The organism is Gordonia sp. N1V (genome assembly GCF_029269935.1).
Taxonomy (GTDB): Bacteria; Actinomycetota; Actinomycetes; order Mycobacteriales; family Mycobacteriaceae; genus Gordonia; species Gordonia polyisoprenivorans.
The window spans coordinates 231,503-254,025 of record NZ_JARJDD010000005.1 but is presented as its reverse complement, the minus strand read 5'-3'; the positions used below and the strand labels follow the sequence as shown (position 1 = coordinate 254,025).

General features: G+C 67.7%; 20 protein-coding genes and 1 tRNA gene. 8 read left to right on the top strand and 13 right to left on the bottom strand.

Annotated elements, in window-relative coordinates; genetic code table 11:
• Positions 1-3,612: a methionine synthase gene (metH, locus tag P3L18_RS09285; protein ID WP_014360015.1), complete on the bottom strand. Its 3,612-nt coding sequence runs from the start codon at positions 3,610-3,612 to the stop codon at positions 1-3.
• Between the two features lie 50 nt (positions 3,613-3,662).
• On the opposite strand from metH, the gene P3L18_RS09280 reads away from it, so the two are divergent.
• A complete protein-coding gene (locus P3L18_RS09280) occupies positions 3,663-4,544 on the top strand; it encodes a PAC2 family protein (protein ID WP_006370143.1) in 882 nt (293 codons plus the stop codon).
• A 3-nt stretch (positions 4,545-4,547) separates the two neighbouring features.
• Here P3L18_RS09280 and P3L18_RS09275 read toward each other — a convergent pair whose 3' ends face one another.
• From P3L18_RS09275 to P3L18_RS09250, 6 genes are all read right to left on the bottom strand, one after another.
• Positions 4,548-4,856, bottom strand: a complete 309-nt coding sequence (locus P3L18_RS09275) for a hypothetical protein (protein ID WP_006370142.1) — start codon at positions 4,854-4,856, stop codon at positions 4,548-4,550.
• Between the two features lie 70 nt (positions 4,857-4,926).
• The gene (gene mshC, locus P3L18_RS09270; RefSeq protein WP_006370141.1) at positions 4,927-6,168 is read right to left on the bottom strand and encodes a cysteine--1-D-myo-inosityl 2-amino-2-deoxy-alpha-D-glucopyranoside ligase; all 1,242 of its coding nucleotides are present in this window, start codon (positions 6,166-6,168) and stop codon (positions 4,927-4,929) included.
• Positions 6,169-6,247: 79 nt separating this feature from the next.
• Positions 6,248-7,141 (bottom strand): SCO1664 family protein, encoded by an 894-nt coding sequence (locus tag P3L18_RS09265; protein WP_006370140.1) that lies wholly within the window; start codon positions 7,139-7,141, stop codon positions 6,248-6,250.
• Between the two features lie 57 nt (positions 7,142-7,198).
• Positions 7,199-7,912, bottom strand: coding sequence for a DUF3090 domain-containing protein (locus tag P3L18_RS09260; RefSeq protein WP_006370139.1), 714 nt, complete (start codon positions 7,910-7,912; stop codon positions 7,199-7,201).
• 27 nt (positions 7,913-7,939) lie between these two features.
• The gene (locus P3L18_RS09255; protein ID WP_079929699.1) at positions 7,940-8,719 is read right to left on the bottom strand and encodes an MSMEG_4193 family putative phosphomutase; all 780 of its coding nucleotides are present in this window, start codon (positions 8,717-8,719) and stop codon (positions 7,940-7,942) included.
• A 116-nt stretch (positions 8,720-8,835) separates the two neighbouring features.
• Positions 8,836-9,678, bottom strand: coding sequence for an undecaprenyl-diphosphate phosphatase (locus P3L18_RS09250; protein WP_006370137.1), 843 nt, complete (start codon positions 9,676-9,678; stop codon positions 8,836-8,838).
• A 111-nt stretch (positions 9,679-9,789) separates the two neighbouring features.
• Between P3L18_RS09250 and P3L18_RS09245 the strand changes: the two genes are divergently transcribed.
• The 3 genes from P3L18_RS09245 to P3L18_RS09235 are packed head-to-tail and all read left to right on the top strand — an operon-like array spanning position 9,790 to position 12,472.
• Complete coding sequence (locus tag P3L18_RS09245; protein ID WP_276113937.1) at positions 9,790-10,983, top strand: hypothetical protein; 1,194 nt, start codon at positions 9,790-9,792, stop codon at positions 10,981-10,983.
• Positions 10,980-11,375, top strand: a complete 396-nt coding sequence (locus P3L18_RS09240; RefSeq protein WP_276113936.1) for a DUF5703 family protein — start codon at positions 10,980-10,982, stop codon at positions 11,373-11,375. The genes P3L18_RS09245 and P3L18_RS09240 overlap by 4 nt, the downstream gene beginning before the upstream one ends.
• The gene (locus tag P3L18_RS09235) at positions 11,369-12,472 is read left to right on the top strand and encodes a quinone-dependent dihydroorotate dehydrogenase (RefSeq protein WP_079929696.1); all 1,104 of its coding nucleotides are present in this window, start codon (positions 11,369-11,371) and stop codon (positions 12,470-12,472) included. The genes P3L18_RS09240 and P3L18_RS09235 overlap by 7 nt, the downstream gene beginning before the upstream one ends.
• A 53-nt stretch (positions 12,473-12,525) precedes the next feature.
• Here the strand turns inward: P3L18_RS09235 and P3L18_RS09230 are convergent, their stop codons facing one another.
• Both P3L18_RS09230 and P3L18_RS09225 read right to left on the bottom strand, forming a co-directional pair.
• Positions 12,526-13,071 (bottom strand): YbhB/YbcL family Raf kinase inhibitor-like protein, encoded by a 546-nt coding sequence (locus tag P3L18_RS09230; protein WP_079929695.1) that lies wholly within the window; start codon positions 13,069-13,071, stop codon positions 12,526-12,528.
• Between the two features lie 56 nt (positions 13,072-13,127).
• Positions 13,128-14,474 (bottom strand): M20/M25/M40 family metallo-hydrolase, encoded by a 1,347-nt coding sequence (locus P3L18_RS09225; protein WP_006370132.1) that lies wholly within the window; start codon positions 14,472-14,474, stop codon positions 13,128-13,130.
• A 98-nt stretch (positions 14,475-14,572) separates the two neighbouring features.
• On the opposite strand from P3L18_RS09225, the gene P3L18_RS09220 reads away from it, so the two are divergent.
• Positions 14,573-14,658, top strand: a tRNA-Leu gene (locus P3L18_RS09220).
• A gap of 63 nt (positions 14,659-14,721) precedes the next feature.
• On the opposite strand, the gene P3L18_RS09215 is transcribed toward P3L18_RS09220, so the two are convergent.
• Positions 14,722-15,702 (bottom strand): mechanosensitive ion channel family protein, encoded by a 981-nt coding sequence (locus P3L18_RS09215; RefSeq protein WP_172398803.1) that lies wholly within the window; start codon positions 15,700-15,702, stop codon positions 14,722-14,724.
• Positions 15,703-15,806: 104 nt separating this feature from the next.
• Between P3L18_RS09215 and P3L18_RS09210 the strand changes: the two genes are divergently transcribed.
• Both P3L18_RS09210 and P3L18_RS09205 read left to right on the top strand, forming a co-directional pair.
• Positions 15,807-16,850 carry a nucleoside hydrolase gene (locus tag P3L18_RS09210; protein WP_014360008.1) on the top strand — a complete coding sequence of 348 codons (1,044 nt, stop codon included), beginning with the start codon at positions 15,807-15,809 and terminating at the stop codon, positions 16,848-16,850.
• Positions 16,851-16,860: 10 nt separating this feature from the next.
• Complete coding sequence (locus P3L18_RS09205) at positions 16,861-17,814, top strand: LLM class F420-dependent oxidoreductase (RefSeq protein ID WP_276113935.1); 954 nt, start codon at positions 16,861-16,863, stop codon at positions 17,812-17,814.
• Between the two features lie 27 nt (positions 17,815-17,841).
• On the opposite strand, the gene P3L18_RS09200 is transcribed toward P3L18_RS09205, so the two are convergent.
• Complete coding sequence (locus P3L18_RS09200; protein WP_276113934.1) at positions 17,842-19,128, bottom strand: SidA/IucD/PvdA family monooxygenase; 1,287 nt, start codon at positions 19,126-19,128, stop codon at positions 17,842-17,844.
• Positions 19,129-19,368: 240 nt separating this feature from the next.
• On the opposite strand from P3L18_RS09200, the gene P3L18_RS09195 reads away from it, so the two are divergent.
• Complete coding sequence (locus tag P3L18_RS09195; RefSeq protein WP_276113933.1) at positions 19,369-20,586, top strand: chorismate-binding protein; 1,218 nt, start codon at positions 19,369-19,371, stop codon at positions 20,584-20,586.
• Positions 20,587-20,614: 28 nt separating this feature from the next.
• Here P3L18_RS09195 and P3L18_RS09190 read toward each other — a convergent pair whose 3' ends face one another.
• Positions 20,615-22,126, bottom strand: a complete 1,512-nt coding sequence (locus P3L18_RS09190) for a tryptophan 7-halogenase (protein WP_006370126.1) — start codon at positions 22,124-22,126, stop codon at positions 20,615-20,617.
• Positions 22,123-22,374, bottom strand: coding sequence for a phosphopantetheine-binding protein (locus tag P3L18_RS09185; protein ID WP_006370125.1), 252 nt, complete (start codon positions 22,372-22,374; stop codon positions 22,123-22,125). The genes P3L18_RS09190 and P3L18_RS09185 overlap by 4 nt, the downstream gene beginning before the upstream one ends.
• Positions 22,375-22,523: the final 149 nt, after the last annotated feature.

Below are 22,523 nucleotides of genomic sequence, written 5' to 3'. Positions count from 1 at the left end.
TCAGGTGTTGAAGTATTTTGCCTCCGGGTGGTGCAGCACGAAGGCATCGGTCGATTGCTCGGGATGCAGCTGCAGTTCCTCCGACAGGTGCACTCCGATGCGTTCGGGCTCGAGGAGCTCCATCATCTTGACGCGGTCCTCGAGGTCGGGGCATGCCCCGTACCCGAACGAGAAACGCGCACCCCGGTATTCGAGGTCGAAGAAGCCCTGCGCGTTGTCGGGATCCTCGGCGTCGACGGCGCGGTCGGCGAACGCCAGTTCACCACGGACCCGCTGATGCCAGTACTCGGCCAGCGCCTCGGTGAGCTGCACGCTGATCCCGTGCACCTCGAGATAGTCGCGATAGGCGTCGCGTGCGAACAACTCGTTGGCGAAGTCGGCGATCGGCTGCCCCATGGTCACCAACTGGAACGGCAGCACATCGACGCGCCCGTCGGCCAGCGCCGCCTCGCGGGAGCGGACGAAGTCGGCGATGCACAGGAACCGTGACCGCTGCTGCCGCGGGAACGTGAACGAGAACCGGGTCGGCGCGTCGGGTGTCGGCTCGGTGAGTATGTGCACCACATCGCCGTCGCTGACCGCCGGGAAGTAGCCGTACACCACAGCTGCGTGCGCGAGGATGCCCTCGGTGGAGAGGCGATCGATCCATTCACGCAGACGGGGTCGGCCCTCGGTCTCGACGAGTTCTTCGTAGGTGGGTCCATTGCCTCCGCGCGCACCGCGTAATCCCCACTGTCCCAAGAACAGTGCGCGTTCATCGAGTAGCTGGAGGTAGTCCGCGACCGGGATTCCCTTGATGATCCGGGTGCCCCAGAACGGCGGGGTCGGGATCTCGTTGTCGGCGATGACATCCGAGCGTGCGGGCACCTCGACAGGCGTCTCGGCGGCCTTGCGTTTGGCGGCGATCCGCTGTGAGCGTTCGTGTCGCGCCTTGCGTTCGGCTGCTTTCTTCGCCGCGGCGAGGGAATCGGCGCTCTCCGGGACCGACCCGCCGCCGCGTTTGAACGCCATGATCTCGTCCATCAACCGCAAGCCCTCGAAGGCATCCCGCGCGTAATGGACCTGGCCCTCGTAGGTGTCGGAAAGGTCGTTCTCGACGTAGGCGCGGGTCAGGGCGGCACCGCCGAGGAGCACCGGGTAGTTGTCGGCGAGCCCCCGGGCGTTGATCTCCTCGAGGTTCTCCTTCATCACCACCGTCGACTTGACCAGCAGGCCCGACATGCCGATCACGTCGGCCCGCTTGTCCTCGGCGACCTCGAGGATCGTCGAGATCGGTTGTTTGATACCGATGTTGACGACCTCGTACCCGTTGTTGGACAGGATGATGTCGACGAGGTTCTTGCCGATGTCGTGCACATCGCCCTTCACGGTGGCCAGCACGATGCGACCCTTGCCGTCCTCGCCGGTGGCTTCCATATGTGGTTCCAGATGTGCCACAGACGTTTTCATCACCTCGGCGGACTGCAACACGAAGGGCAGCTGCATCTGACCGGAGCCGAACAACTCACCGACGGTCTTCATCCCGGACAGCAGGGTCTCGTTGATGATCTCCAGTGGCGGTTTCTGGGTCATCGCCTCGTCGAGATCGGCCTCGAGGCCGTTGCGTTCACCGTCGACGATGCGCCGCTCGAGCCGCTCGAACAGCGGCAGGCGTGCGAGCTCCTGCGCGCGCGACTCGCGGGCCGAGGCCGCCGAGACGCCCTCGAACAACTCCATCAGCTTCTGCAGCGGGTCGTAGTCCTCGCGGCCCTCACTGCGTGTGCCCGCCGCCCCGCGACGGTCGTAGACCAGATCGAGTGCGACGTCGCGCTGTTCGTCGGGAATCTTGTTCATCGGCAGGATCTTCGACGCGTGCACGATCGCCGTGTCGAGTCCGGCCTGCACGCATTCGTGTAGGAACACCGAGTTGAGCACCTGCCGCGCCGCCGGGTTCAAGCCGAAGGAGATGTTCGAGATCCCCAGGGTGAAGTGGACGTCGGGATGCGCCTCGTGCAGCCGGCGGATCGCCTCGATGGTCTCGATGCCGTCGCGGCGAACCTCCTCCTGCCCCGTCGAGATCGGGAAGGTGAGGGTGTCGAGGATGATGTCCTCCTCGGCGAGGCCCCAGTTGCCGGTGATGTCGGCGATCAGACGTTCGGCGACGCGGATCTTCCAGTCCGCGGTGCGCGCCTGCCCCTCCTCGTCGATGGTCAGCGCGACCACCGCGGCACCGTGTTCGACGACCAGTGACATGATGCGCGAGAAGCGCGACTCCGGCCCGTCGCCGTCCTCGTAGTTCACCGAGTTGACCGCGCATCGGCCACCGAGCGCCTCGAGTCCGGCGCGGATGACCTCCGGTTCGGTCGAATCCAGCATGATGGGCAGCGTCGACGAGGTCGCGAACCGACTCGCCAGGGCGGTCATGTCCGCAGCACCGTCACGGCCCACGTAGTCGACATTGAGGTCGAGCATGTGTGCGCCGTCGCGGGTCTGCTCCTTGGCGATGTCGAGGCAGCGCTGATAGTCCTCGGCGAGCATCGCCTCACGGAATGCCTTGGAGCCGTTGGAGTTCGTGCGTTCGCCGATCACCAGGAAGCTGGCGTCCTGATCGAACGGAACCGCGGAGTAGAGCGAGGACGTCTCCGAGATGTGTGCCGGGGCGCGATCGGCCTTGGTGGTCTCGGCGACCGCGGCGGCCACCTGACGGATGTGTTCGGGGGTGGTGCCGCAGCAGCCGCCGACGAAGGCCAATCCGAACTCACCGACGAAAGTGCTGAGCGCCGAGGCCAATTCGTCGGGCTGCAGCGGATACTCCGCACCGTTGGGCCCCAGTTGCGGCAGCCCAGCGTTGGGCATCACCGACACCGGGATCCGGGCGTGGCGGGACAGGTACCGCAGATGCTCGCTCATCTCCGCGGGCCCGGTCGCGCAGTTGAGTCCGATCATGTCGACACCGAGCGGTTCGATGGCGGCCAGCGCCGCTCCGATCTCGGAGCCGAGCAGCATTGTCCCGGTGGTCTCCACGGTGACGTGGGAGATGATCGGGATCCGTCGGCCGAGCTCGTCCATCGCCGCACGTGCGGCCACCACCGCTGCCTTGACCTGCAGCAGATCCTGCGAGGTCTCGATGAGGACGGCGTCGGCCCCACCGTCGAGCATGCCGGCGACGCACTCGAAGTAGGCGTCGCGGATCACACCGAAGGTGGTGTGCCCGAGACTCGGGAGTTTGGTTCCCGGACCGATGGATCCGAGGACGAACCGGGCGGTACCGTCGGCCGAGGGCCCCATCTCGTCGGCGACGCCCCGCGCGATCGCTGTCCCCTTGTAGGACAGTTCACGGATGCGGTCGGCGATGTCATAGTCGCCGAGATTGGACAGGTTGCAGCCGAAGGTATTGGTTTCCACCGCATCGGCGCCGGCCTCGAAGTAGGCCCGGTGGATCTGCTCGAGGACGTCGGGCCGGGTGTCGTTGAGGATCTCGTTACAACCCTCGAGACCTGCGAAATCGTCGAGTGTGAGGTCGGCTGCCTGCAGCATGGTCCCCATCGCGCCGTCGCCGACCAACACGCGGCGCGCCATGGCCGACAGGAAGGTGGTGTCGTGGTTTCCCGGGTTCGGCGTGTGCGACGACATGGTGTTCAGAGTAGTTCGCTCTCTCTTGGGTTCGGTCGTAGGCTGGATCAGTGAACGCCGAGCAGATGTCGAACCTTCCCCGCTTGCGCAAACCCATCCTGCTGGCCGCCTTCGAGGGCTGGAACGATGCCGGCGATGCCGCGAGCAGCGCCGTGGAGCACCTTGCGCTCATGTGGGACGCGCGTCCGCTCGCAGAGATCGACTCCGACGACTACTACGACTTCCAGGTGAACCGTCCGACGATCAAACAGATCGACGGGGTGACCCGCCGAATCGACTGGCCGACCACATCCATTTCCTACTGCAGCCCGCAAGGGGCCGACCGGGACATCGTACTCGTGCGCGGTATCGAACCCAACATGCGGTGGCGTGGTTTCTGCGCCGAGATCGTCTCCTACGCCGAAGCCCTCGACGTGGAGACCACCGTGATGCTCGGCGCCCTGCTCGCCGACACCCCGCACACCCGACCGGTGCCGGTCACCGGCAGTGCCTACAGCAGTGAGGCGGCCGCTCGATACAACCTCGCGGAGAGCCGCTACGAGGGACCCACCGGCATCACCGGGGTGCTGCAGGACCTGTTCGTGCAGGCCGGGCTGCCCGCGGTGGCGTTCTGGGCCGCGGTCCCCCACTACGTCTCGACCCCGCCGAATCCGAAGGCGACGGTCGCGCTGCTGAACCGCGTCGAGGAGGTGCTCGACATCGAGGTGCCGCTGGGCACGCTGCCCGAGCAGGCCGAGGAGTGGGAGCAGGCGGTCACCGAGATGACCGAGGACGACGAGGAGATCGCCGACTACGTCCGGGGGCTCGAGGAGCGCGGCGACGCCGAGATCGACACCGACGAGGTGATGGCCAAGATCGACGGGGACGCACTGGCCGCGGAGTTCGAGCGCTACCTCAAGAGACGCGGCGGGCCCGGGTCGTTCGGCGGCTGAGGCTCAGCCGATCCGTTCGATCGACACGACCGGCGTGGTGATCCGCCACGTCCGGACGTCGGGGTCGTCGGCGGCACGCACCCAGAACTGTGCGGACTCCCCGACCCGGCAGGACTTCACCCCGAGCAGCGGGATGTCCTCGGAGTCGCGGCGCAGCGTGCTCACCGCCCACTCCTCGCTGTCGGTGCTGCCCACACCGGGTGCGCGCAGCAGCGTCATCTCATCGAAGTCGATGAGGTAGGTCGACGTCCGGGTCTGCACGGTCCACACCCCGGTTGCGGTGTCGGGATTGATCTCCTGCACACGAGCCACGCGCAAACCTTACTCACCCGGCGGCCCCGACAACCACCCGAGGTCGCCTTCGACGGGTCGGGCGGAGCAGTCAGGCCAGGCTCACACCGAGCAGCGCGTCGACCGCGGTGGCAAGCGCCTCCGGCGCCGCGGTGTCACCGCCGATCCCCTGCTCCACGTCACGACACCAACCGTCGACCGCGTCGAGGGCCTTGGGGGTGTCGAGGTCGTCGGCGAGATGCACGCGAATCCGCTCGATCACCGGCGTCGCGTCGGGGCCCTTGCCGCCTGTGACGGCACGTCGCCAGCGCGCGAGCCGCTCGGCGCCGATCGTCAGGACGGCATCGGTCCACATCCGGTCGCCGCGATAATGATCGGCGAGCAGTGCGAGCCGGATCGCGGCCGGGTCGACACCCTGCGCCCGCAACCGTGAGACGAAAACGAGGTTGCCACGGCTCTTGGACATCTTCTCACCGTCGAGTCCGACCATGCCGGTGTGGACGTAATGCCGTGCGAAGCGCCGGGATCCGGTCAATGCCTCGCCGTGCGCGGCAGAGAACTCGTGATGCGGGAAGATCAGGTCGTTGCCGCCGCCCTGGATGTCGAACTCGATGCCGAGCCGGTTCAGTGCGATCGCCGAACACTCGATGTGCCAGCCGGGCCGTCCACGCCCGAACGGCGCATCCCAGGCGGGTTCGCCAGGTCGTTCGGCACGCCACAGCACCGCGTCGAGCCGATCCCGTTTGCCCGCGCGATCCGGGTCCCCCCCGCGTTCGGCGAAGAACCGCAGCATCGTTTCCCGGTCGTATCCCGACTCGTAGCCGAATTGCTCGGTGGCGTCGATGCGGAAGTAGACGTCGGGGAATTCGGGATCGTCGACGACGTAGGCCGCCCCCGAGGCCAGGAGTTTGCCGACCATCTCCACGACCTCGCCGACCGATTCCATCGCGCCGATGTAGTCGCGAGGTGGGAGCACCCGTAGCGCGGTCATGTCGTCGCGGAACAGCTGAATCTGCTCACTGCCGAGGTCGCGCCAGTCCACTCCGTCGCGCTCGGCGCGCTCGAAGAGCGGGTCGTCGACGTCGGTGATGTTCTGCACGTAGTGCACGTCGTGGCCCTGATCGCGCAGCACGCGATTGACCATGTCGAAAGTCAGATACGTTGCGGCGTGCCCCAGATGGGTGGCGTCGTACGGGGTGATCCCGCACACGTACATGGTGGCCGTGGGGCCCGGGGCGACGGGGCGGACCGCGGCGCCCGCGGTGTCGAAGAGTCGGAGCGCGGGTCCGGCGCCGGGGACGGCGGGAACCGCGGGATCGGGCCACGAATGCATGCGTCCACTGTATGGCGGGCTCGCCAGGGATCGCGGACGGGGGCCACGGGTCATCGACGCGGGTGGGCGCGGCGACGATTCAGAACGGGGGCCAGGGAATGGGCCGATGGCCCGGCGGAAGCGGCATGGTCTCGGTCTCGGCGAGAACCAGTGCGCGGATGGTCAACGCGTCGATTTCGTCGACGGTGATGTGCCGGGCCAGGTCGGTGCGCAACGTCGACGACGTGGTTTCCAGTGCCTCGGCGAGGCCGACGACATCGGCGAGCAGGTGCGCCGGAACGGGTTCGCCCGCCCAACCCCACAGCACCGTGCGCAGTTTGTCCTCGCTGTGCAGGCAGATGCCGTGATCGACGCCGTACACCCCGCCGTCGAGCCCTTCGAGCACGTGACCGCCCTTGCGGTCGGCGTTGTTGAGGAGCACGTCGAGCACGGCCATACGCAGCAGACGCGGATCATCGGCGTGCACCAATTCGACCGGTTCTCCCCGCCCGTCCAGGGCACGCAGGATGGACCGATATCCGTCGGGCACCGCGTCGGGCGGACAAAGATCCACCAGATCGATTCTCGGAGCCGGCAATTCGGGGTCATCGGGGTCCGGGGTGTCGATCCACCGTTGCACCATCCCCACCCCGAGCGGTCCATCGCGCAGCACGGTCGTCGGGATCGCGTCCCATCGCAGCGACTGCGAGATCAGATAGGACGCGACTTCTCGTCCGGCCAGGGTGCCGTCGGGGAAGTCCCACAGGGGGATCTCGCCGCGCACCGGCTTGTAGACACATCGCACCGCGCGGTCGCCGACGACGGCGTCGCACACCAGGGTGGCGTTGCTGGCCGTCGGGATGCGGCCGATGATCGTGAGTTCGCCAGCGCGCAGCACTGCATCCTCGGCGACATCGGTGTCATCGGCGGCGTCGGCCCCCGACTCCGGGTGCGAATCGGGTTGCGGCACACCGGAAGCGCCCACGGCGCTCATGGCGCGGCCGCGCACTGGTGCTCGGTCCGGCGGTCGGTCACGACACCGCCACCGCGGTCATCGGGAGCCACCCTCCGGACCTGCGTCGGGATCGTCGCTGCTGTCGCCGCCCGGGTCGTCGGACGGCGGGTTCTCGTCGTCACCGAGCAGCGGCGGACCGTCGGTGAGCCCGTTGAACACCTCGGGATCGATGAAGTCCAGCGACTTGCTCAGTTCGGCATCACGCTTGTAGCCGTTGGTCCGTACACAGAGGTGCCCCTGGTCGTCGAGCGGTTCGCCACAGAGCGGGCACGGGGGTCGGCCCGCCGAGATCACCCGGGTGGATCGGGCGGCGAACTCGCGGGCGGCGCGCGTCGTGAGGAACACGCGCACCGCGTCCGGGCCCTCGTCGGTGTCGTCGAGGACCACGCTCTCGTCGAACTCGCCCTCGGTGATGGCGAGCAACTCCACCACGACCGCCTCGGATTCGGCATCCCACCCCAGCCCCATGGTGCCGACCCGGAACTCGGCATCGACGGGCATGACGAGCGGACTGAGGTCGTTGACCTGCTCGGCCTCCGGCGGAATCGGGGTCCCGAAACGCCGATGGATCTCCTCGAGCAGGGCGCCGATCCGTTCGGCGAGAATCTGGACCTGCTGCTTCTCCAGGACGACGCTGATGATGCGCGCCTCGTGCACGGCCTGGAGGTAGAACGTGCGGTCACCGGGCTGCCCGACGGTACCCGCGACGAATCGGTCAGGACTGCGGAACACGTGTATCGCTCGTGACATCACCCACCTCCTTACGCTGTGTGGTCATTATCCGTCCCGGCCGGTCCCCGCGGCCACCGGTGCCTCCGGCTGCGGTTCGATGTCGGCGGGCCCGGCAGATGGTGGTGGGCTCGCGTCGTCGGAACCGGTGTCGCCGCCGATCACCGCATCGTTGGACGCCGGTGGCCGGATTGGCACCGACAAGGTCTTCGTCGAGTTCACCGTGTGCACGTAGGGCCGGGTATCGCCGTAGCGGATGATGCTCACCGAGGCGGGCTCGACGACGATGCGTTGGAACGAATCGAGATGCATCCCCATGGCATCGGCGACGATCGCCTTGATCACATCGCCGTGCGAACAGGCCACCCACACCCCGGCCCCGTCCGACCCGCCGTACTCGCGGTCGAGAGCACGAACCGCCGCGACCGCCCGTGCCTGCACGGTGGCCAGGCCCTCACCGTCGGGAAAGACCGCTGCGGACGGATGCTGCTGCACGGTTCTCCACAGTGGCTCCTTCAGCAACTCGCCGATCGTGCGGTTCGTCCACGCACCGTAATCGACCTCCGCGAGATCGTCGACGACGACCTCCGGCACATCGTGTCCCGCGTCGGCCAGAGCGGCCAGCAGCGGGCCCATCGTCTCGGCGCACCGCTGCAGTGGTGACCGGGCGACCGCGGTGATCGCGGCCAGACATGGCTGCAGACGGTCGACGAGCTCGGCGGCTTGCCCCCGGCCCTTGTCGTCGAGGGCCACGCCGGGAGTGCGTCCCGCGAGCACCCCGGAGGTGTTGGCCGTGGAACGTCCGTGGCGCACGAGGATCACGGTCATGCCCCAACCTTATGCATCCGCAGGAAACACAGCACATCGGTCCCGGTGGGCGAGCTGACGGCTCCAGGTCATGTGGCGTCGATGACACCGTGTCATGTGGCGTCGATGACACCGTGTCATGTGGCGTCGATGACACCGCTGGCCAACAGGCCCATCACGACGAGACCCAGGATGACCCGATAGCCGCCGAACCAGTTCATCGAGTGGTGGCTGACGAAGCGCAGCAGCCAGGCGATCGAGACATAGCCGAGCACGAACGCGACGAGGGTGGCCACCACCAACTGAGCTCCGGCGGCCTCCATCCCGCCACCGGTCGGATGGATGGCGTCGGGGATGCTGAACAGTCCCGACGCCAGCACCGCCGGGATGGCGAGCAGGAACGAGAAGCGGAACGCGGCCTCGCGTTCGAGCCCGAGGAACAGGCCTGCGCTGGCCGTCGCCCCCGACCGGGAGACGCCCGGAACCAGCGCCAGACACTGCGCCAGACCCATGACGATCCCGTCACGCAGCGTCAACTGCTCCATCGAGCGGCGTTGGGTCGCGAGACGTTCGGCCAGCCAGAACACCCCCGAGAACAGGATCAGCACCGTCGCGACCAGCCACAGATTGCGGGCCGCCGAACGGATCTCGTCCTTGAGCAGGAAACCGATCAGACCGATCGGGATGGTCGCGAGGATCACGTACCACCCGACGCGGTAATCGAGCCCACGCTCGTCGCGGGCGAGTAACCCGCGAAACCACGCGAGCACGATCCGGGCGATGTCACGGGCGAAGAAGACGAGCACCGCGGCCTCGGTGCCCAGCTGGGTCACCGCGGTGAACGACGCCCCGGCATCCTCCCCGAACATCAATTCCGAGGCGATGCGCAGGTGTCCCGAGGACGAGATCGGCAAGAATTCGGTGAGGCCCTGGATGGCGCCGAGGACGATCGACTGGGCCCACGTCATGGTGTCGGTCACGGCGGTCGATGCTACGCGGGATTTGTCCGATCCCCTCGATACCGAGAACCGTCAGGGTTCCGGCGCCACTGCCGACCCGCGGCGGCCGGACCCCACAGGGGTGTGTGCAAGATGGGTGGCATGTCTGCCAGTCGATCCCGCGCCACGGCCCGTACCAGCGCTCGCCGGACCATCGGTCTGCTCGTCCCGCTCGCCGCGGCCGCACTCGTCGTCGCGGGATGCAACTCCTCCAGCGGTTCGCAGACCCCCACAGATGTGGCCACCGTCACCCCGGCATCCGCGAGTCCCGCACCGCCGGGTGTACCACGCACGCCCGCCGGCGTGACCGTCCCCACCCCCGCCGGATCCGCGTCGCCCGCGCTGTCGGACGGGCGCTTGGCGGTGATCGGTCCCGGCGGCACCGCCGTCCTGCGCTTCGACGAGTCGGCCATGACCGCAGCCGCGTCGGCGACTCCCGGGGCACTTCCCACAGCGACATACGTCGCAACCCCCGCGCTCACCCACCTCGTGGGCACCGGTGACGGCGGCTTCATCGGTGTCGGCCCGGGCCACGTCGTGCGAATCGGCCCCGACGGTCAGGTGCGCAGCGACGTCCTGCGCACCGAGAACCCCAGCGCCCTGGCCCGCACCCCCGACGGTCGCACCCTGGTCGGCACGGAGAACGGCCACGTGCTCGTCCTCGATCGCGATCTGGCCCAACAACGTGACATCGCCGGATTCGTCCGCGTCGACGACATCACCGTCTCGCCACCGGGCGCCGATCTACCCGGCGAGCAGGTCGTGGTACTCGACCGCGCGCAATCCTCGGTGACCCCCGTCGATCTGGGCAACGGTGATCTCGGGCCGGCGCTTCGAGCCGGAAACGGTGCCACCAACTCCGCCGTCGACCACAACGGTCGCGTGCTCGTGGCCAACACCCGGGACGACGAGATCGTCGGATTCTTCGGATCACCGCTGGTGATGCGGTTCCGCTATCCGGTGTCCGATGGCCCCTACGCCGTAGACTACGACGACGCCCGCAATCTCCTGTGGGTCTCGACGACGGGCAACAACGAAGTGGTGGCCTATGACCTCGCCACCGGCGAACCGGCCGAGAAGCATCGGTTCGCCGCGGTCGCCCAACCGGATGCGATCGTCGTCGACGACGCGAGCGGGACGGTGTTCGTGCTCTCGGCCCGAGACGGAGGAATCCAGGTGGTCACGACAGCTGCACAGACCGGCGGTGCGCTGGTGCCGCCCACCGCGACCGGTGCCGCGCCCACCTCGGCGACCACCGCTCCCGCAACCACCGGAGCCGCCCGATGACGAGGCGGCCGGGGCAGGTATCCGTCGGATCGGGACGCGCGGGCGTGCGCAACGGGGCACGCTATCCGCGCGGCTGGGAGGTCACCTCCGAGGACTACGAGTGTCTGTTGGTGCGACTACCCCCGGACGTCACCCGCGTCACCGCGTCGATGCGGTTGTCGTTGGAGGCCGAATTCGGCGGGTGGGAACTGTCCCGCGTGCGGCTGTATTCCGACGGCACCCGCAAGGTGCTGCTGAAGCGTCGGCGGGCGCCGCGCGATCATGGTGCCGGCACCGGCAACGGCACCGGCACCGGCACCGGCACCGGCACCGAGAATACTCGGAATAGCTTGTCCCCCAATGGTTCTCAGTCAGACCATGCGCACCCCGAGCACGGCGCCCGGGCATGCTGACCCGCCTCAATCGGGCACTGTATCCGGTGCTGCTGCGCCTGATGTTCCTGCTCCCGCCCGAACGCATCCATCGCATCATCTCGGCCACCATCGTCGCCACGATGCGCGGGCCTGCCCTGCGCGCACTGTCGGCGCGTCTGCTCGCACGGCACGACCCGATCCTGCGGCAACGGGTGTTCGGCGTCGACTTCCCCGCCCCGCTGGGACTGGCCGCCGGCTTCGACAAGTCGGCCACGGCCGTGAACGCCTGGGGGCAGCTGGGTTTCGGCTTCGCCGAGATCGGCACCATCACCGGTCGCGCACAACCGGGCAATCCCGCTCCACGGTTGTTCCGACTGCCACGCGATCGCGCGCTGATCAACCGGATGGGCTTCAACAATCCCGGTGCAGAGGTCGCCGCCGACCACCTACGAGCGGCCCGCCCCGGGCCGGTGCGCGTCCCGATCGGCGCCAACATCGGCAAGACCAAAGTGGTGCCCGTCGACGAGGCCGTCGACGATTATCGGCTGTCCGCACGGCTTCTCGGACCCCACGCCGACTTCGTGGTGGTCAACGTCAGCTCACCGAACACACCCGGACTCCGTGATCTGCAGGCCGTTGACTCGCTGCGCCCGATCCTTGCAGCGGTACTCCAGGAGGTGACGGTGCCTGTACTGGTGAAGATCGCCCCCGACCTCGCCGACACCGATATCGACGCCGTCGCCGACCTGGCCGTCGAACTCGGGCTCGCCGGGATCGTCGCCACCAACACCACCATCGGGAGGCAGGGCCTGCGCACACCGGCCGCCGAGGTCGAGGCGATGGGCGCAGGCGGACTGTCCGGGGCACCACTGACCGCACGATCCCTCGAGGTGCTCCGCCGGCTGTACGGCCGTGTGGGAGGCCGCATCTCGCTGATCAGCGTCGGCGGCATCGAAACCGTCGACCAGGCGTGGGAACGCATCCTGGCCGGCGCCGACCTACTGCAGGCCTACACCCCGTTCATCTACGGGGGCCCGGTGTGGGTCGCCGGGATCAACGCCGGGATCGCCGACCGCGTACGGGCGGGCGGATACCCGAACCTCGCCGCGGCGGTCGGGGCCGGCACCCGTCACTGAGCGCCGGCACTGACTGCGGCGTCACATATCCGCTGTGTCACATGTCTTCTGTGTCACATATCTTCTGCAGGCTGCTCGTACGTGCCGACGAGAGTGGCCCGCGCGATGGCGTGCGAGAACAGGTTGAACCCCAGGTAGGCGGGTGTGGCGCCCTCGGGCAAACCGAGGGACTCGACGTCGACGGCGTGCACGACCACGAAGTAGCGGTGCGGGCCGTGGCCGGGAGGCGGTGCGGCACCGACGAATCGACGCAACGACGCATCGTTGGCCAGTGTCACCGCCCCGGCCGGCAGACCGGACCCCTCGTCGTCACCGGCTCCCTCGGGCAGGCTCGTCACCGACACCGGGATGTCGGCGACCGCCCAGTGCCAGAATCCCGACGCGGTCGGCGCGTCGGGGTCGTACACGGTGACCGCGAAACTCTTGGTGTCGCTGGGGAATCCGGACCAGCTCAACTGTGGCGACGAGTCCTGACCGCCGGCTCCCATCAGGCCGCTCACCTGCGGATTGGCCAGCGGCGCACCATCGTCGAAGCTGGTGGAGCTCACCTCGAAACCCGGCAGGGCGGGTAACGACTCGTACGGATCGACGTTCGACATCGGATCACCTTTCTCGTGGTCGGCGCGCTATCCGACCCACTGTATGTGCGCGCAGATCAGCTGTGCAGCAAGAAGTGTTCGAGCACCTTGGTGCCGAACACGACCGAATCCACCGGCACCCGCTCGTCGACGCCGTGGAACAGGGCGGCGAAATCCAGTTCGCGGGGCAACTGCAGTGGAGCGAAACCGAAGCACCGGACGCCGAGTTTCGCAAACGCCTTGGCGTCGGTGCCGCCGGACATCATGTAGGGCACGGTCCGTGCGCCCGGATCGTGGGCGAGGATCGCCGCGTTCATCGCGTCGACGAGGTCGCCGTCGAAGGTGGTCTCGTAGGAGTCGAGGTGGGTGATCCACTCCCGGGTGACATTCGGCCCGATGAGCCTATCGATCTCGGCCTCGAACTCCTTCTGCCGTCCGGGCAGGATGCGGCAGTCGACGACGGCCTCGGCCTTCTGCGGGATCACGTTGGCCTTGTAACCGGCCCGCAGCATCGTCGGGTTGGCCGTGTCCCGCAGCGTCGCCCCGAGAATCCGGGCCAGGCTGCCCAGTTTGAACAGCGAGGTCTCCAGATCGGGTGCGTCGGGACGAAGGTCCAGACCGGTCTCCTCGGACACCGCGGCCAAGAACTCGGCGACCGATTCACTCATCACGAGCGGAAAGGTGTGCCTGCCGATGCGGGCGACCGCCTCGGCCACCTCGGTGACGGCGTTGTCGGCGTGCAAGAAGGACCCGTGTCCGGCGGTGGCGTCGGCGGTCAACCGCATCCACGCCAGCCCCTTCTCGGCGGTTTCCACCAGATACAGCCGCCGTTCGGTGCCGTCGGGCCGGTCCACCGTCAGCGAATAGCCCCCGACCTCACCGACGGCCTCGGTGATGCCCTCGAACAGATCGGGCCGGTGTTCGACGAGCCAGTGTGCTCCCCAGGTCCCGCCTGCCTCCTCGTCGGCGAGGAAGGCGAAGACCAATTCGCGCGGCGGCGTCGTGCCCTCGCGCCGGAACTGCCGTGCGAGTGCGAGCGCCATGCCGACCATGTCCTTCATGTCGACCGCACCGCGGCCCCAGATGTAGCCGTCCTTGACGGTGCCGGCGAAGGGATGCACGCTCCAGTCGGCCGGTTCGGCGGGCACCACATCGAGGTGGCCGTGGATCAGGAGTGCTCCGCGATCGGAGTCCGGGGGTCCGGGCAGGCGGGCGAAGACGTTGCCGCGACCGGGTTGACCCGACTCCACGTACTGGGTGGTGTAGCCCACCTCCTCGAGCATCGACGCCACCCATTTGGCGCATTCCTCCTCGCCTCGGGTGGTCTCCAGCTCTCCGGTGTTGCTGGTGTCGAAACGGATCAAGGTGCTGACGAGGTCGACGACCTCGTCGACGGCGCGCGGGGTGTTCGACTCTTCGGTCACACCCTCACTCCTACGGGATTTGGGATACCGGGGCAACCTCGGTTAGTGTTATCGCCGCCGGTGTGAGAGCTCGCCTCGCACGCCGGGTTGACAATCTAGTCCGAGTGGCGGAATGGCAGACGCGCTAGCTTGAGGTGCTAGTGCCCTATTAACGGGCGTGGGGGTTCAAGTCCCCCCTCGGACACGCACACCAGACGAGGTCCCCGGGAATCCTCCCGGGGACCTCGTCTCGTTCTGTGGCTTCTGCTCAGCCGTCGGCGTCGGCGCCGACGAGCGTCCGGCCCCCGACATAGGGCAGATCGATGTCGTGTTCGTCATAGGCCCGCAGGATCTCCCGGCGCAGTCGGCGCTGCACCGCCCACTGCGCGTTCGGTCGGGTCGTCACGGTCAGACGCAGCACCACGCGATCCGACGCGACCTCCTGCACCCCGAGCATCCGCGGCTCGTCGACCACATCGGCGGCCAGTGTCTCGTCCTCGCCGATGGCCCGCATCGCGGCGTCGAGAGCGACCTTCTGCGCGCGATCGAGGTCGGCACGCAGTGACACCGGGACCTCCACCCGGGCCACGGCGTACTCCTGGCTCATGTTGCCCACGCGGGCGATCTCACCGTTGCGGACGTACCAGAGGGTACCGTCCACGTCGCGCACCGTGGTGATGCGCAATCCGACGCTTTCCACCGTGCCGACGGCCTCGCCGAGATCGACGGTGTCGCCGACACCGTATTGGTCCTCGAGGAGCATGAACACGCCGGTCACGAAGTCGCGCACCAGGTTCTGCGCCCCGAACCCGACGGCCAGACCGATCACGCCGGCAGAGGCGATGAACGGCGCGATGTTGACGCCGAGCACCGACAGGATCGCCAGTGCCGCCCAGGTCAGCACGATGATCGACACCGTCGACTTCAGCACCGACCCGATGGTGCGTGCACGTTGATAACGCCGCTGTGCCACAGCTGCTTTCGTCGCAGCCGGGGTCTTCGCCCCGGTTGGCGAACGTTCGCGCAGATGCCGGATCAGGGCCGGTGCCCTGCGGTCGGCGCCGTCGGGGTTCCCACGGGTGGCGCGATCGATGAGGCGATGGGCGACCCACCGCACGATCAGCGCCCCGACGATGTAGCAGACGATGCGAATGGGCCGTTCCACCAGCCACATTCGGTTGGTGTCGGTCCATTCGAAGGCGAGCTGCGTGATGGGGCCATGGGCCGCGCCGAGAGTCGAAAGGTCCATGCCCCGACGGTACGGAAATCCCACGATCCGTCGAACCCGCTGCGCAGCGGTGGTGGATGCACCGGAATGGGCGGGTGAGCACCGGCAGGTGGGAGACTGGTGCGGTGACCCACCGTGTGTTCTTCGACTGCGATACCGGGATCGACGACTCGCTCGCCCTGCTGTATCTGCTCGCCCGCGACGACGTCGATCTCGTCGGGATCGCCAGTACGGCCGGCAATGTGCCGGCCGATGTGGTCGCCACCAACAACCTCGCGTGGCTCGCGCTCTGCGGCCGCGAGGACATCGCGGTCCATCAGGGTGCGCCCGGCCCCCTGGTTGCCGACCTGATGACCACCGAGGACACCCATGGGCCGCTCGGGGTGGGCTATGCCGAGCTGCCGACCCCGACGCAGACCGTCGCCGGACTCGACGCCGCGGACGCGTGGGTACAGGCGGCCGCGGCACATGATGGCGAGCTCGTCGGACTCGTGACGGGGCCGATGACCTCGCTGGCCACCGCGATCCGTCGCGACCCCGACCTGCCGGTGCGGTTGCGACGACTGGTGATCATGGGTGGGGCGTTCCATGTGCACGGCAACACCACGCCGACCTCGGAATGGAATGTGGCCGTCGATCCCGAGGCCGCGGCCGAGGTGTTCGCGGCGTTCGGCACCGACGGAGCGCCGGAACCGATCGTGTGTCCACTCGACCTCACCGAATCCATCGCCCTGACCCCCGATCACACGGTGCGGCTGGCCGCCGCGGCCGGGAGTACCCCGCTGGAGTGCCCGGACCCCACCGACGAACCGGGCACGCGGTCCGTGGCGACCAATGTGATCATCCGGCATGTGATGGACGCGCTGCGTTTCTATCTGGAGTTCCACCATGCTCACGACGAGGGGTACATCGCCCACCTGCACGACCCGTTCGCGGCGATGGTGGCGCTGGATCCGTCATGGGTGCAGACCCGTCCCGCCCGGGTCGCGGTGGAACTGACCGGCACCCTGACACGCGGCACGACGGTCGCCGACGAACGCGGGATGTGGGGTGGCGCACCGAATGTGCGGGTGGCCTCGGCCACCGACGTCGATCGCGTCTTCGACGACCTCATCGAGACGGTCGCGACGCTCGCCCGGCGCGTGGGCAACCCGGCCACGGGAGCGTAGCGTTGGCGCGGTGACCCGCCTCGGATACCAGATCCCGAACTTCACCTATCCCGACACCGCACCCGATCAACTCTTCCCCACGATCACCAAGCAGGCCGTCGAGGCGGAGAACTCCGGCTTCGACACCGTTCTCGTGATGGACCACTTCTATCAACTCGCGATGCTCGGTGAACCCGACGAACCGATGATCGAGTGCTACACACTGCTCGCCGCGCTGGCCCAGCACACCTCCCGGGTACGGCTGTCGGCTCTCGTCACCGGCAACACCTACCGCAATCCCACCCTGCTCGCCAAGATCGTCACCGCCCTCGATCTGGTGTCGGCGGGCCGTGCCCAACTCGGCATCGGCGCGGGTTGGTTCGAGCTCGAACACGACTCCCTCGGTTACGAGTTCGGTACGTTCACCGATCGGTTCGAGAAACTCGAGGAGGCGCTGCAGATCATCCTGCCCATGCTGCGCGGTGAGCGGCCGAGCCTGGCGGGCAAGTGGTATCAGGTCAGCGACGCCGTGAACTCCCCCGCCCCGCTGAATCGGATCCCGGTGATGATCGGTGGCGGTGGTGAGCGCAAGACGCTGCGCATGGTCGCCCAGTATGCCGACGAATCCAACCTCATCTGCGGGGTCGATGAGATCGGTCGCAAACTCGATGCCCTGGCGCAGCACTGCGAGCGCCTCGGCCGCGATCGCTCCGAGATCGTCGTGACCCTGCAGACCTCGGCGTGCGTGGCTCCGACCCACGAGCAGGCGCAGCAGGAGTTCGACGCCTATGTCGCCCGCAACCCGCGTGCCGAGGCACGTCGCGGCGGCGCGATCATCGGCTCGCCGGAGGAGGTCGCGCAACGCTTCTCGGCACTGCTGGACACGGGGATCGACGGGGTCACGGTCAACGCACCCGCCAACGGCCATATCCCCGGCCGGGTCGACCTGCTCGGTCGGACCCTCGCGCCGCTGATCAACCGCTAGGCAGGATCCGCCGATCCGCGCAGCGAACTACAGAACCGCGGCCCGGCGCCCCGTTCCGTTCACCGCATCCACGCGTGCGGACAGCGATTCGACGATCTCCCCGGAGCGGACCGCGACGTTGGACAGCAGGGTCGCGGTCAGCCCGTGGGTGTGCTCGGAGTTGCCCTGCACGTAGATGGCGCCGGTCACCTCGGGATCGGTGCGCAGCCGGTAGCTGCGGTCGAGCACCGGTCGCCCATGGACATCGGCATGGCAGAACCGTCCGAGGTCGCCGAGCATGTCACCGATCGATGTCGGTTCGAAGCCGGTGGCGAATACCACGGCATCACAAAGGATCTCGAGCTCCTCACCGTTCATCCGGTTCACCACCCGCAGACGGGCCGCGTCGTCGGTCTCGGCGACGTCGAGTACCTCGGTGCAACCGTGGACGAACAACCGTCGGTGCCCGTCGACCCGTTCGGTGTATTCGCGTCGATACAGCTCGTTGATGAGTTCCGGATCGACGGCCGAGTAGTTGGTGCCGCGGTGGTAGGTCAGGATGCGCTCACGCCAGGCGGGTTGCGCCGCGAAGTAGTCGTCGACGGCACCGGGATCGAAGATCCGATTGGCGTAGGGGCTGTCATCGGCCGGGGTGTAACCGTATTTGGCGAAGACGGCATGCACCTGCGCGTCGGTTTCCTGATGCAGGAACGCGGTCACCTCGGCGGCGCTCTGACCGGCACCGATCACCGCGAACGCTCCGTGAGTGCTCTCGGGTAGCTCGGCGAAGCGATCGAGTACGTCGTGATTGTGGAAGACCCGTCGACCGGCGACCACGCCAGCGGGCAGCTTGGCGCGTATTCCACCGCCGAGCACCAGATGTCGTGCGCGACACGCGGCCGTCGGGGTCCTCACCTCGAAGGCGCCGTCGTGCCAACGCACCGAGGTGACCTCGGACGAATACTGCACGGGTATCGACACTCGCGCCGCTGCCCACTGCAGATAGTCGTGGAACTCCGAGCGCAGCGGGAAGAAGGTCTGCAGGTTGATGAAGTCGGTCAGCCGGTCCCGCTCGGCAAGATACTTCAAGAACGTGTAGTCGCTGGCCGTATTCCGTTGTGTGGCCAGATCTTTGAGAAACGACACCTGCATGGTGGCGCCCGGCAGCAGCATCCCGGGATGCCATTGGAATCGATCGCGTCGCTCGAAGAACTGCGCGGTGATCGGCGTTGCGGCAGTGCGATTGTGCTCCTCGAGAGCGATGGCCAGCGCCAGATTCGACGGACCGAACCCGATGCCGACGAGGTCCACCGTGGAAAGGTGCTCACTGCACACGCGCTACTCCTCTACTCCCTCGCCGGGGCTGTGGGACTCGGGGCTGTCGGACCCGGGCCCGGGGATATCGGGTCCGGTCAGGCGCGCCGATCGGCGCCATCCGGTGGCACCTTTGCCGACGTTCAGAAGGTAAGTCTAACCTAATCTCCAGGCGCCCGTTAATCGGACGCGTCATGCCCGGTGACCACCCCGATCGCCACAGATCGACCGTTCACCCATCCCGATCGGAGAACACGCGAGATGATCTCATCGCCGACGTCGGCCGAGCACACTCCCGACGCCCTCGGCACCGCGACCGCGCTGTCCGGTACCGCCGATGACGCACATTTTCTTTTGTGCCGCAACACCTACCACGTGATCGGCATGGGGAGGAGCACCGTGTACCGCCGCGCGGAGGCGGCCGCCTCCGCGCTGCGCGACGGTGCGGTGACCGCAGTGGTCGGAGCCCTGCCCTTCGATATCCGTGAGCAGGTGTCACTCATCGCGCCCGACCGGATCGAACTGCACCACGGTCGGTGGATTCCACAGACGGTCGCCCTCGGTGACCACCGCGCCGGGCGACCGGTGGCTCAGTCCCGCATCGTGGCCGCCGTGCCGTCGCCGGCCGACCATCGTCGCCGGATCGCGGCGGCGATCGACCGGCTCGCCGACCCCCATGACGCGCTGGCGAAGGTGGTGCTCGCACGCGCCCTGACGGTCCACTCCGCGGTGCCGGTGACCGGGTGGGAAGTGGCCGCGCGACTGCGTGCCATCGATCCGCGGGGATCGGTGTTCGTCACCGACCTTCCCGGTCCGACATCGGGTTCGCTCTCCCAACTGGTCGGCGCCAGCCCGGAGGTGTTGATCCGCAAACGCGGCAACATCGTGTCGGCCTATCCGCTCGCAGGTTCGTCGGCACGCCTGACCGATTCCCGGCTCGACGCCGAACAGGGTCGGGCACTGGCGAATTCGACGAAGGATCGCACCGAACACCGATTCGTCGTCGATGCCTTGCGGGTGGCTCTCGCCCCGTTGTGCCGCACGCTCGACGTGCCCGACGAACCCGAGCTCATGACGACGCCGACGATGTGGCATCTGGGCACCCCGATCCGCGGTGAGATCGCCGACCCGTCGACCACGGCCCTCGATCTCGCCATGGCCGTCCATCCGACTCCGGCAATCTGCGGCACGCCCACCGACCTGGCCCGCGATCACATCGTCGCGACCGAGGCCCGGCGGGGCTTCTACGCCGGGGCGATCGGGTGGGCGGGCGCCCCGACACGCGGTCGAGACGGCACCATCGTCGCCGGTGACGGTGAGTGGATGGTCGCGATCCGCTGCGCCGAGATCGCTCCCGGCGGCCGGGAGATCACCACGTGGGCCGGAGGCGGCATCGTCGCCGACTCCGACCCGGACACCGAACTCGCCGAGACCGACGCCAAGTTCGCGACGATCCTCGCCGCCCTCGGTATCCGCTGAGCCGTCGGGACGGCGGGCGAGCGGCCGGTCAGACCGCGATCTGTACCGGTTCGGCCCACGCGAGTCCGTCGGCCGAGGGCACCAGACCGCCCTCGAGCAGCGGCGGTTCGGTCGCGCGGTCGCCGACCGCGCCCCGTGCCTGCAGGGCGTTCATCTCCTCCATCACCTCACGCACCACCGGCGCACCGAACATGTGCCCCATCCGCTGGCCGGAGTCGGTGTCCATACCGCCGGTGGCTCGGGCGGCCTCGGTCAGTGCGTCGGAGGACCGGCGGAATCGCGAGACGATCGATGACGGGTCGGTCAGTGCGTTCTCACCCGAGTAGCCGCCGGCGACAAGGGAGACGAAGGCCGTCATGTCGTTGCGGTCGAAGTTGGTGACCTTGCGCGCCTTCCAGAAGTACGAGTCCTCGGATTGCTCCATGTCGTAGAAGGCCGAGAGGAATTCGTAGAACACGGCGTACTCGCGGCGGTAGCGGCCCTCGAACTCGCCGAAGGCACGCTCCTCGGACATCGTGCCGTCGAGCACGCTGTTGATCGAACGTGCCGCCAGCACACCGGAATACGTCGCGAGGTGCACCCCGGTCGAGAACACCGGATCGATGAAGCATGCGGCGTCGCCGACGAGCACCATGCCGTTGCCCCAGAAGCGGGTATTGGCATACGAGTAATCCTTGCGGATCCGGATCTCGCCGTAGGTGCCCTCGGTCACCCGCGTGGCGTCGGCGAGCATGTCGCGAACGATCTCGCACCGGTCGATGTAGTGCTGCAAGGTCTGTTCCTGCGCGTTGAGCACATGCTGCGCCTTGTCCTTCGCGACGACCACCCCGACGCTGGTGAGCGTGTCCGACAGTGGGATGTACCAGATCCAGCCCTCGTCGAACGCCGCGCAGAGGATGTTGCCCGCATCGGGCGCCGAGAATCGTTTGCCGCCTTCGAAATACCCGAAGACCGCGACGTTCTGGAAGAACTCGGAGTACACGCGTTCGCCGCCCGCGCGCGAGGACAGTCGGGTCGTGTTGCCGGAGGCATCGACGACGAACCGGGCCCGCACGTGGTGTTCGACGCGGTCGGCGTCGAGGTAGCGCACCCCGGTCACCCGACCCGTCTCATCGGTGTCGACGCCGTTCACGCGGCAGTTCTGCCGAACGTCGACGCCGTTCTCGGCCGAGTTCTCCAGCAGGATGTGATCGAATTTCATCCGCTCAACCTGGTAGGCGTAGGAGCCCTCGCCGGCGAATTCCGGGGAGATCGCGAACAGGAAGTTCCATGGCACCGGGTTGGTGCCCCACCGGAAGCTGCCGCCGCGCTTGTGCATGAAGCCGGCGTCGCGGACCTTCTCATAGCAGCCCAGCAGCTTGCACACCCCGTGAATCGTGGAGGGCAACAACGACTCCCCGATCTGATACCGCGGGAAGGTCTCCTTCTCGATCTGGATCACGCGGCGGCCGCTCTTGGCCAGCAACGTGGCGGTGGTCGACCCACCCGGACCGCCACCGACGACGACGACGTCGACGCTCTCGGTCGTGACCTCGCTCATCGGGCCTGCTCCATCGACAGTTCACGTACCCAGGAACCGACCACCGGATCGGCGGCCAAGGACACCAGATCGGCGCGCACCGCACCTGCGGCGCGCCACCGCTCGATCAGCGACATCAATCGCACCGAATCCAGGCCGATGTCGAGGACGTTGGTGTCGTCGGTGATCTCGGTGGCGGGAACGTCGAGGATCTCGGCGATGTCGCCGATGATCCGGTCGCGGGTCACAACTGCATCCACAGATGCCATGGGCAGATCCTCACTTCGTACGGCCACCGGATGCGGTGGGATCGTGGGTCGGTACGGTGAGCGAGGCACCGTCCGCGGTCGCCACAGTAGCTTAGCCTGGCCTAATTTACGCCCGCGCTCGGAGTCGGCGTCCCGTGTGATGATCCTCG